Source organism: Bradyrhizobium sp. CCBAU 53415 (genome assembly GCF_028128735.1).
GTDB lineage: Bacteria > Pseudomonadota > Alphaproteobacteria > Rhizobiales > Xanthobacteraceae > Bradyrhizobium.
This window is the reverse complement of record NZ_LBJF01000026.1, coordinates 231,269-245,755: the sequence shown is the minus strand read 5'-3', so window position 1 is coordinate 245,755 and position 14,487 is coordinate 231,269. Positions and strand designations below refer to the sequence as shown.

General features: G+C 63.8%; 13 protein-coding genes. 6 read left to right on the top strand and 7 right to left on the bottom strand.

Annotated elements, in window-relative coordinates; all coding sequences use genetic code 11:
- Nucleotides 1-98 precede the first annotated feature (98 nt).
- The 4 genes from dctP to XH87_RS25195 all read left to right on the top strand — a co-directional run bounded on the left by dctP (nucleotide 99) and on the right by XH87_RS25195 (nucleotide 4,342).
- On the top strand, nucleotides 99-1,205 hold the full coding sequence (gene dctP, locus XH87_RS25210; RefSeq protein ID WP_158668659.1) for a TRAP transporter substrate-binding protein DctP: 1,107 nt from the start codon (nucleotides 99-101) through the stop codon (nucleotides 1,203-1,205).
- A 100-nt stretch (nucleotides 1,206-1,305) separates the two neighbouring features.
- A complete protein-coding gene (locus XH87_RS25205) occupies nucleotides 1,306-2,436 on the top strand; it encodes a TRAP transporter small permease subunit (protein ID WP_271589319.1) in 1,131 nt (376 codons plus the stop codon).
- A gap of 3 nt (nucleotides 2,437-2,439) precedes the next feature.
- Nucleotides 2,440-3,807: a TRAP transporter large permease gene (locus tag XH87_RS25200; RefSeq protein ID WP_271589318.1), complete on the top strand. Its 1,368-nt coding sequence runs from the start codon at nucleotides 2,440-2,442 to the stop codon at nucleotides 3,805-3,807.
- 136 nt (nucleotides 3,808-3,943) lie between these two features.
- Complete coding sequence (locus tag XH87_RS25195; RefSeq protein ID WP_035712614.1) at nucleotides 3,944-4,342, top strand: META domain-containing protein; 399 nt, start codon at nucleotides 3,944-3,946, stop codon at nucleotides 4,340-4,342.
- Nucleotides 4,343-4,492: 150 nt separating this feature from the next.
- Here the strand turns inward: XH87_RS25195 and XH87_RS25190 are convergent, their stop codons facing one another.
- From XH87_RS25190 to XH87_RS25180, 3 genes are all read right to left on the bottom strand, one after another.
- Nucleotides 4,493-5,704: a hypothetical protein gene (locus tag XH87_RS25190; RefSeq protein ID WP_271589317.1), complete on the bottom strand. Its 1,212-nt coding sequence runs from the start codon at nucleotides 5,702-5,704 to the stop codon at nucleotides 4,493-4,495.
- Nucleotides 5,705-5,902: 198 nt separating this feature from the next.
- A complete protein-coding gene (gene groL / locus XH87_RS25185) occupies nucleotides 5,903-7,534 on the bottom strand; it encodes a chaperonin GroEL (RefSeq protein WP_035712608.1) in 1,632 nt (543 codons plus the stop codon).
- Between the two features lie 204 nt (nucleotides 7,535-7,738).
- Complete coding sequence (locus XH87_RS25180; protein ID WP_025033779.1) at nucleotides 7,739-8,035, bottom strand: co-chaperone GroES; 297 nt, start codon at nucleotides 8,033-8,035, stop codon at nucleotides 7,739-7,741.
- A gap of 315 nt (nucleotides 8,036-8,350) precedes the next feature.
- Between XH87_RS25180 and XH87_RS25175 the strand changes: the two genes are divergently transcribed.
- Entirely contained in the window at nucleotides 8,351-8,872 is a 522-nt protein-coding gene (locus XH87_RS25175) for a hypothetical protein (RefSeq protein WP_199762938.1), read from the top strand.
- Between the two features lie 166 nt (nucleotides 8,873-9,038).
- Here XH87_RS25175 and XH87_RS25170 read toward each other — a convergent pair whose 3' ends face one another.
- Nucleotides 9,039-9,818, bottom strand: a complete 780-nt coding sequence (locus tag XH87_RS25170; RefSeq protein WP_035716671.1) for a protein phosphatase CheZ — start codon at nucleotides 9,816-9,818, stop codon at nucleotides 9,039-9,041.
- A gap of 315 nt (nucleotides 9,819-10,133) precedes the next feature.
- Between XH87_RS25170 and XH87_RS25165 the strand changes: the two genes are divergently transcribed.
- Nucleotides 10,134-10,946: a L,D-transpeptidase gene (locus tag XH87_RS25165; RefSeq protein ID WP_271589316.1), complete on the top strand. Its 813-nt coding sequence runs from the start codon at nucleotides 10,134-10,136 to the stop codon at nucleotides 10,944-10,946.
- Nucleotides 10,947-11,589: 643 nt separating this feature from the next.
- On the opposite strand, the gene XH87_RS25160 is transcribed toward XH87_RS25165, so the two are convergent.
- From XH87_RS25160 to XH87_RS25150, 3 genes are all read right to left on the bottom strand, one after another.
- Entirely contained in the window at nucleotides 11,590-12,411 is an 822-nt protein-coding gene (locus XH87_RS25160) for a DUF2076 domain-containing protein (RefSeq protein ID WP_271589315.1), read from the bottom strand.
- 125 nt (nucleotides 12,412-12,536) lie between these two features.
- Complete coding sequence (locus tag XH87_RS25155; protein ID WP_271589314.1) at nucleotides 12,537-13,382, bottom strand: ChbG/HpnK family deacetylase; 846 nt, start codon at nucleotides 13,380-13,382, stop codon at nucleotides 12,537-12,539.
- The gene (locus XH87_RS25150) at nucleotides 13,379-14,425 is read right to left on the bottom strand and encodes a glycosyltransferase family 2 protein (RefSeq protein ID WP_271589313.1); all 1,047 of its coding nucleotides are present in this window, start codon (nucleotides 14,423-14,425) and stop codon (nucleotides 13,379-13,381) included. Before XH87_RS25150 ends, XH87_RS25155 begins: the two co-directional genes overlap by 4 nt.
- Between the last annotated feature and the right edge of the window lie 62 nt (nucleotides 14,426-14,487).

Genomic DNA, 14,487 nt, shown 5'->3' with positions numbered 1-14,487 from the left:
TGCAAAAAGTCGCGGAATAACCGCTCAGTCCGGAGGTTAAGCCGCAAAGATAACCGCTCATAAGGGCGGAATACGGCGACTACAAGGGAGGAATGCCAATGACAAACGTAACGACCAAGCCGAAGACTACTCGTCGCAAGTTTCTCGTCGCTGCGGGCACGGCCGCCGTCGCAGCACCCTATATCGGCGATGCCCAGGCCGCCGAGACGACCACGTGGAAGGTGCAAACGTCGTGGCCGGCCGGCGTGGGGCTCGCCACGTTCAAGCAATGGTGCGGTACGATCAAGGAAAAGACCGGCGGCGAACTCGAGTTCAAACCGTTCGCCGCGAAGGAGGTCGTCGGTGATTTCGAACTCCTGGACGGCGTGAAGAACGGCGTGCTGGAGGCAATGAACTCGTTCACGCTCTATTGGGCCGGCAAGGTGCCGGCAACCGCCTTCCTCTCGTCCTATCTGATGGGGCTGCGCTACCCCCACGAGTGGGACGTATTCTTCTACGGCAATGGCGGACTGAAGCTCGCGCGCGACGTATTCGCCAAGCAGGGGCTGATGTATGTCGGCCGCATCCATCACGGCCCGAACATCATTCACTCCAAGAAGCCGATCCGCTCGATCGAGGACTTCAAGGATCTGAAGCTGCGCGTGCCGGGCGGCATGATCGCGGAGGGGTTCGCGGCGATTGGCGCAAAGACGACCCTGCTGCCGGGCGGTGAAGTGTTCTCGGCCCTCGAGAAGGGAACCATCGAGGCGGCCGACTACACCGGTCCGGCGGTCAACTGGGATCTCGGATTCCAGCAGGTCGCGAAGTACATCTGGATGGGACCTCCAGGCCTGGAGTCGATCTACCAGCCGGTCGACCTGATGGACTTCTGCGTGGGCATGAATCACTGGAACAAGCTCTCCCCCAAGATGCAGCAGTGGGTGGAGAACGAGGTCCAGGCCTATTCGGCGCTCCATCATGGCGCGGTTCAGAAGGCCGACATGGAGGCTTGGGGCAAGTTCGAGAAGGCCGGCGTTCAGATCAATCGCCTGCCTCCCGAAGACCTCGAGAAATTCCAGAAAGTGGCGGTTCCGATCTGGTTCAAATGGGCCAACAAGGACAAGGACGCGGCCCGCATCTTCAAGGCGCAGCTCGAGGTGATGGAATCTCCCAGCTTCGGCTACGTCACGCCCGACATGTACAGCGGCCAGAAGCTCGACCTCTGAGGCCATCCCGATCCGATTGAAGGGCGGAAGGAGACGGACCAAGTGTCTCCTTCCGCAAGGTCGAGTATTTGCAAGCCAGCCCGCTTCCACCGAGGCCTCGATGCCAAGTCTGAATTTCGTGCTGCCCCATTGGCTCTATTGGGGCACTCTGATCGTGTTCCCCCTGATCGCCATGTATTTCGTCAAGCGCCAGAAGCAGCGCGGCGCCCCGCGGGGGCCGTCGCTGTTCGTCGCCTACATGTTCTGGCTCTGCGCGGGCTTCATGGGTCTGCACCGCCTCTATCTCCGCAATCTCTGGGGTCTCGTCTTCATCCCGGTGTTTCTCCTGATCCTCTACGCCAACGGTGAGATGCGCGATGGCCGTGAGGACGTTTCTCGGACGCGTGCCGCCGTCGAGAGTTCGCACACCGCAATCCGGCGTGCGCAGGTTCCGCCAAACACGCAGGCCACCCCGGAGATGGCCGAGCGGCTGAAGGAGGCCCAGGGCGCCGCCGAGGTGGCCGAACAGCAATTCGCAGAAGCCCAGGCTGGCCTCGCGCGGTGGCAGCGCTATTCGCGTTGGCTCGCAATCCTGATGGCCGCCATGCTGCTCGCGGACGCGTTGCTGTTGCCGGGCGCCGTGAGGCGCGCGTCGGAACGCGAGGCCGCGGAGCGCAGGCTTCATCCGCCGCCTCCGGAACAAGTGGCGCATGTCGATCAGCTGGGGACAGGTGAAGATCCCACGCTCGGAGTCCACACCTGGCTTACCGACAAGATCGAGCTCTTGAACATCCGCGCCGGCGAATTTGCGGCGTATTGGGCCGTACTTTCGGTGTTCGTCTACTATTACGAGGTGATCGCGCGCTTCGCCTTCAACTCGCCCACCAATTGGGTACACGAAAGCATGTTCCTGATGTACGGCATGCAATACATGCTGGCCGGCGCCTATGCCTATCGCGAAGATCAGCACGTGCGCGTCGACGTGATCTACACCAGGTTCTCGCCGCGCGGCAAAGCGCTGGCCGACATCGTGACGTCCGTCTTCTTCTTCATCTTCGTCGGCGTATTGTTCTGGACCAGTTGGCGTTTCGCCGCCGATGCCATCGGCAACGACGAGCATTCGTTCACCGAATGGGGGGTCCAGTACTGGACCGTAAAGCTGACGATGCCGATCGGCGCTGGACTGCTCTTCCTGCAGGGAATTTCGAAACTCATGAAGGACATTACGTTCCTTGCGCGCGGGAGAGCTTGAGCCATGGGGTGGAATATCGACATTGCCTGGCTCACGCTGCTGATGTTCGGCTCGCTCGGCGTACTGCTCGCGCTCGGCCTGCCGATGGCCTTCTGCACCGGAAGCCTTGCGGTCATCTTCCTGTTCCTGTTCGGCAACGCCGCCGTCCTGAACATGACGCCGGCGCGCATTTTCCCATTCATGACCGACTACCAGCTGTCCGCGGTGCCCCTGTTCATCTTCATGGCGGCCATGCTCGAAAAGGCGGGCATCATCGAAGAGCTGTTCGATGCCGTCTACAAATGGCTGGGTTCGATCAAGGGAGGACTCGCCTCCGCGACCGTGCTCGCTTGCACCGCGCTTGCCGCCATGGTCGGCGTCGTCGGTGCCACCGAGGTGACGATGGGCATGATCGCGCTGCCGGCCATGATGAGGCGCGGCTACGATCAGAAGATCGCCTGCGGCGCTTTGCTGGCGGGCGGCACGCTCGGCATCCTGATCCCGCCATCGGTGATGGCCATCGTGTATGCGGTGGTGGCGCAGCAATCTCTCGGTGAATTGCTGGTCGGCTCGATCCTGCCGGGCTTTCTGCTCTCCGGCATGTACATCGGCTACATCACTATCCGCTGCTACATCAATCCCAAGCTTGGTCCGGCCCTTCCGCCGGAAGAGCGGGTCGACATGAAGGAGAAGCTGCGGCTATTGAAGAACACGATCGCGCCGCTGCTTTTGATCGTTCTCGTGCTCGGCATCATCTTCTTCGGCATCGCCACGCCGGTCGAGGCCGCCGGCATCGGTACCTTCGGCGCGTTGTTCGTATCAGCCCTGCATCGGCGGTTGACCTGGCCAGCGGTCGAGGAGGCGGCCATTGCCACGTTGAAGGCGACCGCGATGGTGATGTGGATCTTCTTCGGCGCCACCATGTTCGTCGGCTTCTTCATTCTCAAGGGCGGTCAGGAGTTCGTCGCCAATTCGATCCTGGGCACCGGGCTGCCGCCTTACGGCATCCTGTTCCTGATGATGCTGATCCTGTTCGTGCTCGGCATGTTCCTCGATTGGGTCGGTATCCTGTTGCTGACGGTGCCGATCTTCCTGCCGATCATGAAGAGCCTGAACTGGAGCGGCGTGTTCGGGATCCCCGGCGTGGAGGCCGCCGACGTGCCGCTGTGGTACGGGGTGATCTTCATGATCAACATGCAGATGGCGTTCCTCAGTCCACCATTCGGCTATTCGCTGTTCTATCTGAAAAGCGTGGCTCCGCCGGAAATCAGCATGGCCACGATCTTCAAGGCTTCGATCAATTTCATGGTGCTGCAGGCGGTTGGTGTCGGTCTCTGCATCATGTTCCCGCAGATCATTCTTTGGTTGCCAAGTCTCGTTTACGCGCGTTGAACGCGGCGTAGCACCGGCGAAACTCCCGCAGGGCTCTGCCCCGCGGGAATTTTGGCATCTTGCCATCGGCGAACCTTCTCAGCGCCTTCACCGTCTTATAGAAGGCTCGGCGAATCAGAACGATCAAGGATTCCAGATGATTTCGGTGAAGCAGGTCGCGTGTGGGGTGGCCGCGCTGTGGCTCCTGGCGGGGGGCGCCCGCGCGCAAGAGGATTTCCCGTTCGGCACCGAGATGACGCTCGAAGCATTGCCGCAAGCAGGCTCGAAACGAATTCCGAACATCGAGATCGGCGATCATGGCGAGGTCGTGCTGGAGCTCTGGTGCAAGGGCGGCAAGGGCCAGTTCTCGGTCGCCGGCAACACCGTGATCTTCGTCCCCGGCCAGATCCAGGACCGCTCCTGTCCGCCGGCGAAGGCGCAGGCCGACGACGAACTCGTGGCCGCCCTCGGCAGCGTCGAGACCTGGAAGCGCCAGGGCGACGTGCTGACGCTGATCGGCCCCAAGCCGCTGCGCTTTCGCACGACGGGGAATTGAGGTCCGCTCTCGTGTCCCGGACAAGGCGCATCGCCTAAGCGATGCGACGCAGAGCCGGGACCCGGTTTTCTCTCCGCGATTCCGCTTGCCGCCTCCGGGCCCCGGCTCGCAGCGCTTCGCGCTACGTCCGGGGCACGGTCGTTCGGCGTGCTACTTCCACACCGACTTGTCGGCGTCCCAGCGCTGGCCCTTCAGCTCCTTGGCAAGCGCCTCGATCGATCCGTTGTCGTCAGGCAGATCGCCTTCTTCGTCCGGGCTTGCGTCGTCGGACAGATTGAGCTTGGCACCGCTGCTCTCGTCTGCGGTCGTGGTCGCGGGGCTGCCGATCCAGAGCATGAGCTTGTCGGTGGTGCCCGGTCTGTCGGGCGATACGAGCCCTGCGACCTCGATCGTGTCGGTGAGCTCGAGTGCCGGAAAGTCCTGATTGGGCCGCTTGAAGACGAGCTTGAGCCTGCCGGTCGCGGGGTTGAAGCTCTGCGAGGCCGGCTTTGCCGCAAGTGTCCTGCTCAGCACGCTCGCCACCGCGGTTGCGAGCTTGCCCTTGTTGATCCTGTCGCCCTCGCGCCAGTCTGCCGCGGGGAAGCGGATGGTGCGGTCCATTTCGACCATCCCTGCGGTCCAGCCTGCGGCCGTGACGCCGGGCATCGCCTTGAATTTCGACAGCAGTGCACCGGCGCGCTCGGGATCGACCGACATGTTGATGGTCTGCTCGCCGGCGCGCAGCGCATCGCAGCCGACGCTGAGGCTCGCCAGCGTCACCTCGACCTCCTGGCCCTTCAGGCTCTTCAGGAAGTCGGTCGCCGCGTCGAGCTTGACCTTGACTGCAATCGCCTCCGGCGAGACGTCGGTGAAATCCTTCGGCTGCGGCGTGATGCCGTCGTCGGAGGTCTGATTGTCCAGAAATTCCCTTTCGCTGAGATCGGAATTGTCCGGCGAGGTGACCTCTGTCACCGCCTGGCCGATCGCGATCTGGCCGCGGAATTCGAACGTGTCGCCGGCCTGTTTGCGCAGCAGCTTGACGCTGACCGGCGACTTCTCGCCAAGGCTCTGCGTCGTTCCAGTCAGCGACTGGCCGGCGACCTGGAGATTGACGACGAAGCGGTCCTTGCGGTCGGAATTTTTCGCGATCGGGTAACAGACGTCGAGCACCGCCGCCGTCACCGTCCTGCCCTGGCGCGTCTCCTTCAGGATCACGTCGGCATTGCCGTCCATCAGCCCGTCGATCGAGGTGAAATAGCGCGTCTCTGTGCCGCCCGGCACTGTCGCCTTCGGCGACAGCTTCATCTGGGCGGAGGCGAACTCGGGCGAGACGGCGAGCAGAGCCGCCAGAAGGGCAGTCAAACAAACCAGAAGCGCGCGCATCGACGAAGACCTCGAGCAACGGGCATGATCCGGAAAAGTGTGAAGCGGTTTTCCGAGAGGGTCATGTCCAAACAATTAGAATCGGCGCCAACCGTAGTGGTTTTTGGCTGCCGGTTGAATTGGAAAGCGGAGCGGCAGGTCGGCAAAAAAAGAAGGCCGCCTGGAGGCGGCCTTCGCAATACAGCAATGGAACGGAGCTTAGAAGCCGCCCATGCCGCCGCCGGCCGGCATGGCCGGCGGAGCTTCCTTCTTCGGCAGCTCGGCGACCATGGCTTCGGTGGTCACCAGCAGGCCCGCCACGGAGGAGGCGTCCTGGAGCGCGGTGCGCACCACCTTGGCGGGATCGATGATGCCCTTCTCGACCATGTCGACATAGTCCTCGTTCTGGGCGTCGAAGCCGAAGGTCTCGGACTTGTTCTCCAGGATCTTGCCGACGACGATCGAGCCTTCCACGCCCGCGTTCTCGGAGATCTGGCGGATCGGGGCTTCCAGTGCCTTCAGCACGATGTTGATGCCGGCCTGGACGTCGTCATTGGCGTTGGTGAGACGGCCCACCGCCTTCTTGGCGCGGAGCAGCGCGACGCCGCCGCCGGGGACGATGCCTTCCTGCACCGCGGCGCGGGTGGCGTTGAGCGCGTCCTCGACGCGGTCCTTCTTCTCCTTGACCTCGATCTCGGTGGCGCCGCCGACGCGGATCACCGCAACGCCGCCGGCGAGCTTGGCGAGGCGCTCCTGGAGCTTCTCGCGGTCGTAGTCCGAGGTGGTCTCCTCGATCTGGGCCTTGATCTGGCCGACGCGCGCCTCGATGTCGGGCTTCTTGCCGGCGCCCTTGACGATCGTCGTGTTCTCTTTGTCGATCACCACCTTGCCCGCGCGTCCCAGCATCTTCACCGTGACGTTCTCGAGCTTGATGCCGAGTTCCTCGGAGATGAGCTGGCCGCCGGTGAGGATCGCGATGTCCTCCAGCATGGCCTTGCGGCGGTCACCGAAGCCCGGCGCCTTGACGGCGGCGACCTTGAGGCCGCCACGCAGGCGGTTGACGACCAGGGTGGCCAGCGCCTCGCCCTCGACGTCCTCGGCGATGATGACGAGCGGCTTGCCCGACTGCACCACGGCTTCCAGCACCGGCAGCATGGCCTGCAGGCCCGAGAGCTTCTTCTCGTGCAGGAGGATGTAGGCGTCCTCGAGCTCGGCGGTCATCTTTTCGGCGTTGGTGACGAAGTAGGGGCTGAGATAGCCGCGGTCGAACTTCATGCCCTCGACGATATCCACCTCGGTGTCGAGCGACTTGTTCTCCTCGACGGTGATGACGCCCTCGTTGCCGACCTTCTGCATCGCCTGTGCGATCATCTTGCCGATCGCGGCATCGCCATTGGCCGAGATGGTGCCGACCTGGGCGACCTCGGAGGAGGCGGCGACCGGCTTGGCGCGCTTCTCGATGTCCTTGATGACCGCGGCGACCGCGGTGTCGATGCCGCGCTTGAGGTCCATCGGGTTCATGCCGGCGGCAACCGCCTTGGCGCCTTCGCGCACGATGGCCTGGGCCAGCACGGTCGCGGTGGTGGTGCCGTCGCCAGCGAGGTCGTTGGTCTTGGAGGCGACCTCACGCACCATCTGGGCGCCCATGTTCTCGAACTTGTCCTCGAGCTCGATCTCCTTGGCGACGGTGACGCCGTCCTTGGTGATGCGGGGCGCGCCGAACGACTTCTCGATGACGACGTTGCGGCCCTTCGGGCCGAGCGTCACCTTGACGGCGTTGGCGAGAACGTCGACGCCGCGCAGCATGCGATCGCGTGCGTCTCCGGAAAACTTGACGTCTTTGGCAGCCATTTCTGCAATCCCTCGTGTTTGGTGATGTGTGTCTTGTTCGTGCTGTGTGTGCCGCTTCTCTTCGTCATTGCCGGGCCTGACCCGCCAGCGCGGCTGTAGCCGCTTCGGCGGGGCGTAGGCCCGGCAAGCCATCATCTTGCGAAAAGTGATGGTCAAGCCCAGGCATGACGATGGAGCATTCAGCGGCTGTTCAGGCAGATGGCCTTAGGCCAGCACGCCCATGATGTCCGACTCCTTCATGATCAGGAGCTCTTCATTGTCGATCTTGACCTCGGTGCCCGACCACTTGCCGAACAGCACGCGGTCGCCGACCTTGAGGTCGATCGGGATCAGCTTGCCGGTCTCGTCGCGGCCGCCGGGGCCGACGGCGACCACCTCGCCCTGCGACGGCTTTTCCTTGGCGGTGTCGGGAATGATGATGCCGCCCTTGGTCTTTTCCTCGGCGTCGATACGTTTGACCACGACACGGTCATGCAGCGGACGAAATTTGGATTTAGCCATGACGTTTCCCTTTGGAGGCTCGCTTTGGAAGTAGTGGAAGTCGGTGGGGCGGCGTTTCTGTCCATCCTCTCTCAGAGGATGGAAAGGCGCGCTTAGCAATCGGGCTTTCCGAGTGCTAATAGTGGGTCCGGGAATATGGGTTGGCCGCGATCCTGTCAAGCAAAGGTGGTTAAGCGATTGTTGAGGCGGATATAGGATGGTGGCATTGGAAACTTGTTCGGGGCGCCGGCGTATCAAAGGACGTCATTGCTCCGGCAGCGGTTTTGCGCTTGGCTGCGGGAGGGGTGCGGCCATGGTCTTGTTCGGGGGAATGCCATGATCAGTTCAGCTCACGCGCGCACGGTGGCCAATCTGGCGGCCGCCTCTTGTCTGGCGCTGTTGCTGGGCGCCTGCGGCGGCGGCATGAGCCTGCCGTCCTTCTCGTCGTCCTCGCCTCCGCCCGAGGCCGAACCGGGCACGGCTCCGGAAATGCCCGCCACCATCCGCCCCGACGAGATCGTCGGCCGCTGGGGTCTAGCCTCGTTCCAGAACCCGGCCGATCGCGCCCGCACCGAGGCTGCCGCCCGGGCGCAGTGCAAGAACCCTTATGTGATCACCGCAGGCTCCTCCGGCGGCGTGATCATGCATCTGGCCGACCAGGCGACGCCGCAGGAACTAAGGCTGAAGGGCTCGCCGAGCGGCAAGAACTACATCGGACCGGCGGGACCGACCCCTGGCGAGCAGGATCGCGAGATCGTCTCGTTCGACGGACGTGTGCTGATCACCCGCTTCATCGACAAGGACGCCGCCACCCGCTACGGCAACATGGTCTACGTCCGCTGCGCGCCGCGGGCGTGATGCTCTGATTGCCGTTCCGGGGCGGTCCACAGGACCGAACCCGGAACCTCGAGCTTCCGGGCTCGATGCTGACGCATCGCCCTGGAATGACCGTACGAGGCAAACCCGCAAAACAAAAAACGCCGGCTCTCGCCGGCGTTTTGTTTTTCTCTATCTCGCGCCGTGCTCAGTCGAACAGCGCGTCGATGTCGTCCTGCGAGGCGTGGCCGACGTCGCCGGCGAGCTTCGGGCCGTTGAGGAGCTTCTCGTCCTCGCTGCGGCTGTCGACCTGCGCCGGCACATGGGCCTTGATCGCGTCGACGCCGCCCCAGATGTCCATCATCGCATTGATGTGCTGCTCGATGAACTTCATCGTGGTCATGACCTTGCTGATGCGCTGGCCGGTGAGGTCCTGGAAGTTGCAGGCTTCGAAGATCGAGATGACGCGTTCCTGGATGTCGTCGGCGAGCCGCTTCTGCTGATCGGCCGAGTCCACCTTGGACATCGCGCTGGCGGCCTGGTCGATCGATTCCGCGGCTTCGAGGATTTGCTGGGTCGCCTGCTCGGTGCCGCCGACCACCGCGCCGAGCTCGCCATTGACCTTGGCCATTTCGCCGCCGTCGAAGCTCTTGCCGTGCAGCGTCGCGATCTCGCGCTTGGTGCGATCGATGGCGTCGTGGATGAGGTCGAGCTCCACCTTCAGCTTCTCGCACTGCTCGATCTGGGCCCGGTAGGTCTCGAGCATGGTACGCGCCTCGGCAAGCTCGTGGGCCGTCGAGGCGTCGATCGCCGCCATGGCTGCGCTTCCGGACAGCGGGGCCGCGCCCTTCGCCATCTGTGCGCGGATCGCGCGCAGCTCAGCCATGATCTCGCTATGCATCGGGGGTGCCTCTTCAGTTATGTCTAGAATGGGCATCTCGCCACCGACGATATCCTCGACACGAAAACGTTTGCGGTGAACAGCCATCAGGATACTCCCCCCACCTCATTCACGCGTCTTTGTAGGCAGAAGCGATTTAACACGAAGTTCACAGCGGGAACTGCCGGGCGGCCGCGCGCGACGCCGCGCAAAGAGGCGATTAACCATGGACGCACGGCGTTCATGGAAAATAAACGCTGATCGCCAAATAGCGCCGCCGCTCGCGACGTGGTGAATCCAAGCGCCCGATACGTTTACCAAACAAAACGGCTTTTGCTCTTTATTGACCACGTCGCGGGCTCCGATCAGCCAGGCAGCTTCCGCGGCGCATGTGATCTAGACGAAACAGTACAGAGTACGTCGATGTTCAAGAAAATGTCTGTCGCGCTGCTCGGCAGCGCTTGCACCTTCATTGCCGGCGCGAACGATGCCAGCGCCTTCGACAACAGCATTCCGAACGATCCGCCCGCGGTGCTCTACGCCCCGCAGGTGCCGCCGGCGCCGGTGCCGGTCGCCTCCAATTCGAACATGGGTGGGGGCTTCATCGAGTTCCTGTTCGGGGATGGTCCCGGCCGCGGTCCGGCTTACGCGCCGCAGCAGCCGGTGTATCAGCAGCAGCCGGCCTATTACGATCAGCGCCGCCTGCCGCCGATGGGCGAGCCGCAGATGCAGGGGGGATATCAGCAAGACGCGCTCCAGCAGGAGGCGGTCGATCCGCGGCAGCGTCTGTTCGATCCGAAATTCGAGAAACAACTCGTTGACTATAGCGGCAAGGAAAGTCCCGGTACGATCGTGGTCGATACCCCGAACAAGTTCCTCTATCTCGTCGAGGGTAACGGCCGGGCGATGCGCTACGGCATCGGCGTGGGGCGTCCCGGCTTCACCTGGTCCGGCGTGAAGTCGATCACCGCCAAGCGCGAATGGCCGGACTGGACGCCGCCCGCCGAAATGCTCGCGCGCCGGCCCGATCTGCCCCGGCACATGGAAGGCGGTCCGGAAAATCCTCTCGGCGCCCGCGCGATGTATCTCGGCTCGACGCTCTACCGCATCCACGGCTCCAACGAGCCCTGGACGATCGGCACCAACGTCTCCTCGGGGTGCATCCGCATGCGCAACGAGGACGTCATCGATCTCTACGGCCGCGTCAATGTCGGCACCAAGGTCGTGGTGATGTGACTCATGCGCTCGACGGAGCCATCAGCCCCGCGCGCCGCGCCGGCTCGGGATGCGCGACATCGAAGGCGTTGCGTGCCTCCGGCGAATGCCTGCCAAGGTGGTCTATGCTCGCTGACGGTGCCGCCTCGACCCGAGACGCGGGGCGGAGCAGCGACGACGAGTTGATGAAGCCGAATGCGGCGGGTGAGCGGAGCGGTTCAACCGCCGCGCCGACAGCTCTGCCTTCCTGAGGCGCTCGTGCAGTCCCTCCAACTCGTACAATTCGGTGATCAGATGTGTTGTCACGTCGCTCAAGGTTGCAATGCGCTCCTGAAGTGGACTCATTCTCGAAACCCCCGACTCTAGCCAAGAGAGGCAGCCACGTTGTGTGGCACGAGCAACGTGTTCTTCCAGTTGAACACCTATGTCCAAATTTGGAAATCCGGGAGTCTACGGTCGCGTGTGTCCGAGGGCGATTTCGCTTTTCGTGGTGAAGTCAGGCGCGTCCGGCAACGCTCGCTCAGTGCTGTCCAATAACCGCGCGCATTAGTCATATTATATCGAAGAGCCGCCTGCGTGCGGCGGCACAGAAGGTGCTTGAGCTATACCTTGAAAGAAACCGGCCGCCTGGAGGCGGCCGTTCCGCATTTGCCGGGCGAACTGCTCAGGCGTAGTCGCTGCCGCCGTCGTCTCCGCCATCGAAATCGCTGTCGTCGGCCATGTCCATGTTGTCGTCGTGATCGTTGTCGTAGTTCTGATCGTTGTTGCTACGGTCATCGTTCGAGGCCTGGTCGAAGAAGCCCTGGCGGGAGTCCCGGTTCGAGCCGATGTCGTTGAGGCCGGCATCACGCGCGAGCGAGCCACCGGACTGGTCGCTACCGCCCCAAGGGCTTCCACCGCCGCCGCGCTCCTCGATGATGGTGGTGTCGCCGAAAGCCTGATGCGATCCGCCGCCCATCATGCCGCGGATGCTGGAGAGCAGCAGTGAACCGCCGACGACGCCGGCCGCGGCCGCGGCCGCCGTGCCGAGGAACGAGCCGCCGCCACCGCCCACCGGTGGGGCACCATAACCTTGTCCCGGACCCTGGCCGTAAGCCTGTCCATATGGCTGGCCGTAGCCCGGCTGCGTCTGCTGCATCGCCTGGCCGCTATTCCACACCGGCCGCGAGTCGCGCGGCGGGACGTTTGGAACCGAGCCACGGGAGGGGCTCCCGCCGAACAGCGAGTCGCGCATGGTGTCGAGGAAGCCGCCGGACTGGGCGGACTGGGGCGCTTGGGCGGCTTCCAGCTCCTGGATGCGATTATGGGCGCGCTTCAGCGCTTCGTCCTGCAACAGCGTGGTCTGCACCAGCGCATAGACGGCGCCGGGGGCCTTGCGCAGTCCGTCGGAGATCGCGGCGGTCGCGTCCGGATCGCGCGGTGCATTTTCGAGTTTCGAAAGCCGGTCGAAAAGCTCATCGACGAGCTGGCGTTCTTGCGGCGTCATGATCAATCTCCCTCGCGCAAAACAAGCGCGAGGCAGATGTAGGGTTCCATTGTGGCCCCAACAGTGCCGGCCGTATTAAATTTCCGTATGCGACAAGCTGCCTCCTGGCCCGCTTCTCGCCGGTTTCATTCCAGCGTCACGTTGCTGGCGGTCAGCAGGCGCGCAAAGGCGTCGCTGGCGAGATAGGCGTGCTCCCGCTCACGCACATCGGTCATCGGGTCGAGGCCGGCGAGAACGTCATCGACGAAGCCGGGATGGCACATCACGAGGCCGCCGTCGGGAAGGCCTTCCAGGAAATGTCGCATCAGCGCGCCGAAATCGGCGTCGCGCGCGAAATCATAGGCGCCGGCGAAGCCGGGGTTGAAGCCGAGGCCGGCGCTGCCGGCGCGGCGGCGGAATTGCGCGCTGAGACTGTCGAGCACCATGGCTTTTGGTGACGCCAGCCGTTGCCTGAGCGGCAGGTCGCGGCCGCCCTGGCGGACCCAGGCGCTTGGCGCAGTTTCAACGACCGCATCGACGAAGCCGTCGCGCACCTGCGGGTAGAGCTGCACATGCTGATGGCCGTCGACGAAATCAGGCACGCGACCGAAGGCGTCTGCAAAGGCCACGAGTTGCGCTTTCACCTCGGCGCGGAAGAATTCGCGGTCGAGTCGCCGCAAAACGCCCGCGCGCAGCAGCTTCGGAAACGGCATGAACATGTCGCCGTCGAGCGGGCGGAAATGCATGGTGAGCGGCCGGAACGGCGCCGACAGCGTCACGTGCAATCCGATCGTGCAGCGCGGGCTCGTCTTCGCCGCGGACTGAAGCGCCTCGATCTCGCTGCGCGCGATCGCTGCACCCACCATCATCACCGAGGTGGCGTTGAGGCGGCCGCGTTCGATCAGGTCGCGGATGGCGCGGTTGACGCCCGGGCTGATGCCGTAATCGTCGGCGCAGAGCCAGATCCGCCGCGGCCTTGCCGCCGCGCTCATTCGGCCGCCGTCCTCTTGGAGACGTCGTCGGCCTTGTCGGCCTCGAAATGCCTTTCGCTGTGCTCGGCGACGAAGTAGATCGGACGCGCCTTCAGCTCGGAGAGGATCTTGCCGATATACTCGCCGACGATGCCGATCATGATGAGCTGTACGCCGCCGATGGTCATCAGGCCGATCACGAGCGAGGGATAGCCGGGCACCTGCTTGCCGGTCGTGAACACCTCCCAGAGGATCGAAAGGCCGAACAGGAAGGCACCTCCGGCGAGAATGACGCCGAGCAGGCTGGCGAAGCGCAAGGGCGCAACCGAAAACGAGGTCAGGCCCTCGATCGAGAGGCCAAGCAGGCTTGCGGCGTTGAAGGTGGTGACGCCATGGGCGCGCGCCGCAGGCTCGTAGTCGACGCGGATCTGGCGGAATCCGATCCAACTGGCGAGGCCCTTGAAGAAGCGGTTGCGCTCGGGCAATTGCCTGAGCGCAGCGACCGCGCGCGGCGACAGCAGGCGGAAGTCACCGGCGTCCTCGGGGATTTTCTGGCGTGCGCCCCAATTGATCAGCGCGTAGAAGCCGTGCACGGCGACGCGGCGCAGGAAGGTCTCGTTGTCGCGATGCGCTTTCGCGGTGTAGACGACGTCATAGCCGTCGTCGATCCAGTGCCGCACCAGCTGTTCGATCAGGGCCGGCGGATGCTGGCCGTCGCCGTCCATGAACATGACGGCGCCGAGCCTTGCGTGGTCGAGGCCGGCCATCAGCGCCGCCTCCTTGCCGAAATTGCGCGACAGCGACACCACCTGGACGTCGAGCGCGTCGGCCGGCAGCGACCGGGCGATCGACAGCGTCGCATCCTTGCTGCCGTCGTCGACGTAGACGACCTCGCAAGACAGCCGATAGCGCTGCCGCAGCGTCCTCGCGAGATCGCAGATGCGGTGATGCAGGGCGGCGAGGCCGGCCGCCTCGTTGTAGACGGGGACGACTATCGACAGTCCCTTCGCGGCAGCGGTGGCTGCCGTCGTCGTCATGCCGGAAACGTCAGAGCCCAGCGTCATCGATCAAGGTCCCAGAGGCGTTCAAGGTCATCCTCAACAGCATATGGTAGCTGCCGGTTACT

Coding starts and splice junctions, on each gene's coding strand:
- dctP (WP_158668659.1), top strand. CDS start 99: ATGACAAACGTAACGACCAAGCCGAAGACTACTCGTCGCAAGTTTCTC.
- XH87_RS25205 (WP_271589319.1), top strand. CDS start 1,306: ATGCCAAGTCTGAATTTCGTGCTGCCCCATTGGCTCTATTGGGGCACT.
- XH87_RS25200 (WP_271589318.1), top strand. CDS start 2,440: ATGGGGTGGAATATCGACATTGCCTGGCTCACGCTGCTGATGTTCGGC.
- XH87_RS25195 (WP_035712614.1), top strand. CDS start 3,944: ATGATTTCGGTGAAGCAGGTCGCGTGTGGGGTGGCCGCGCTGTGGCTC.
- XH87_RS25190 (WP_271589317.1), bottom strand. CDS start 5,704: ATGCGCGCGCTTCTGGTTTGTTTGACTGCCCTTCTGGCGGCTCTGCTC.
- groL (WP_035712608.1), bottom strand. CDS start 7,534: ATGGCTGCCAAAGACGTCAAGTTTTCCGGAGACGCACGCGATCGCATG.
- XH87_RS25180 (WP_025033779.1), bottom strand. CDS start 8,035: ATGGCTAAATCCAAATTTCGTCCGCTGCATGACCGTGTCGTGGTCAAA.
- XH87_RS25175 (WP_199762938.1), top strand. CDS start 8,351: ATGATCAGTTCAGCTCACGCGCGCACGGTGGCCAATCTGGCGGCCGCC.
- XH87_RS25170 (WP_035716671.1), bottom strand. CDS start 9,818: ATGGCTGTTCACCGCAAACGTTTTCGTGTCGAGGATATCGTCGGTGGC.
- XH87_RS25165 (WP_271589316.1), top strand. CDS start 10,134: ATGTTCAAGAAAATGTCTGTCGCGCTGCTCGGCAGCGCTTGCACCTTC.
- XH87_RS25160 (WP_271589315.1), bottom strand. CDS start 12,411: ATGACGCCGCAAGAACGCCAGCTCGTCGATGAGCTTTTCGACCGGCTT.
- XH87_RS25155 (WP_271589314.1), bottom strand. CDS start 13,382: ATGAGCGCGGCGGCAAGGCCGCGGCGGATCTGGCTCTGCGCCGACGAT.
- XH87_RS25150 (WP_271589313.1), bottom strand. CDS start 14,425: ATGACGCTGGGCTCTGACGTTTCCGGCATGACGACGACGGCAGCCACC.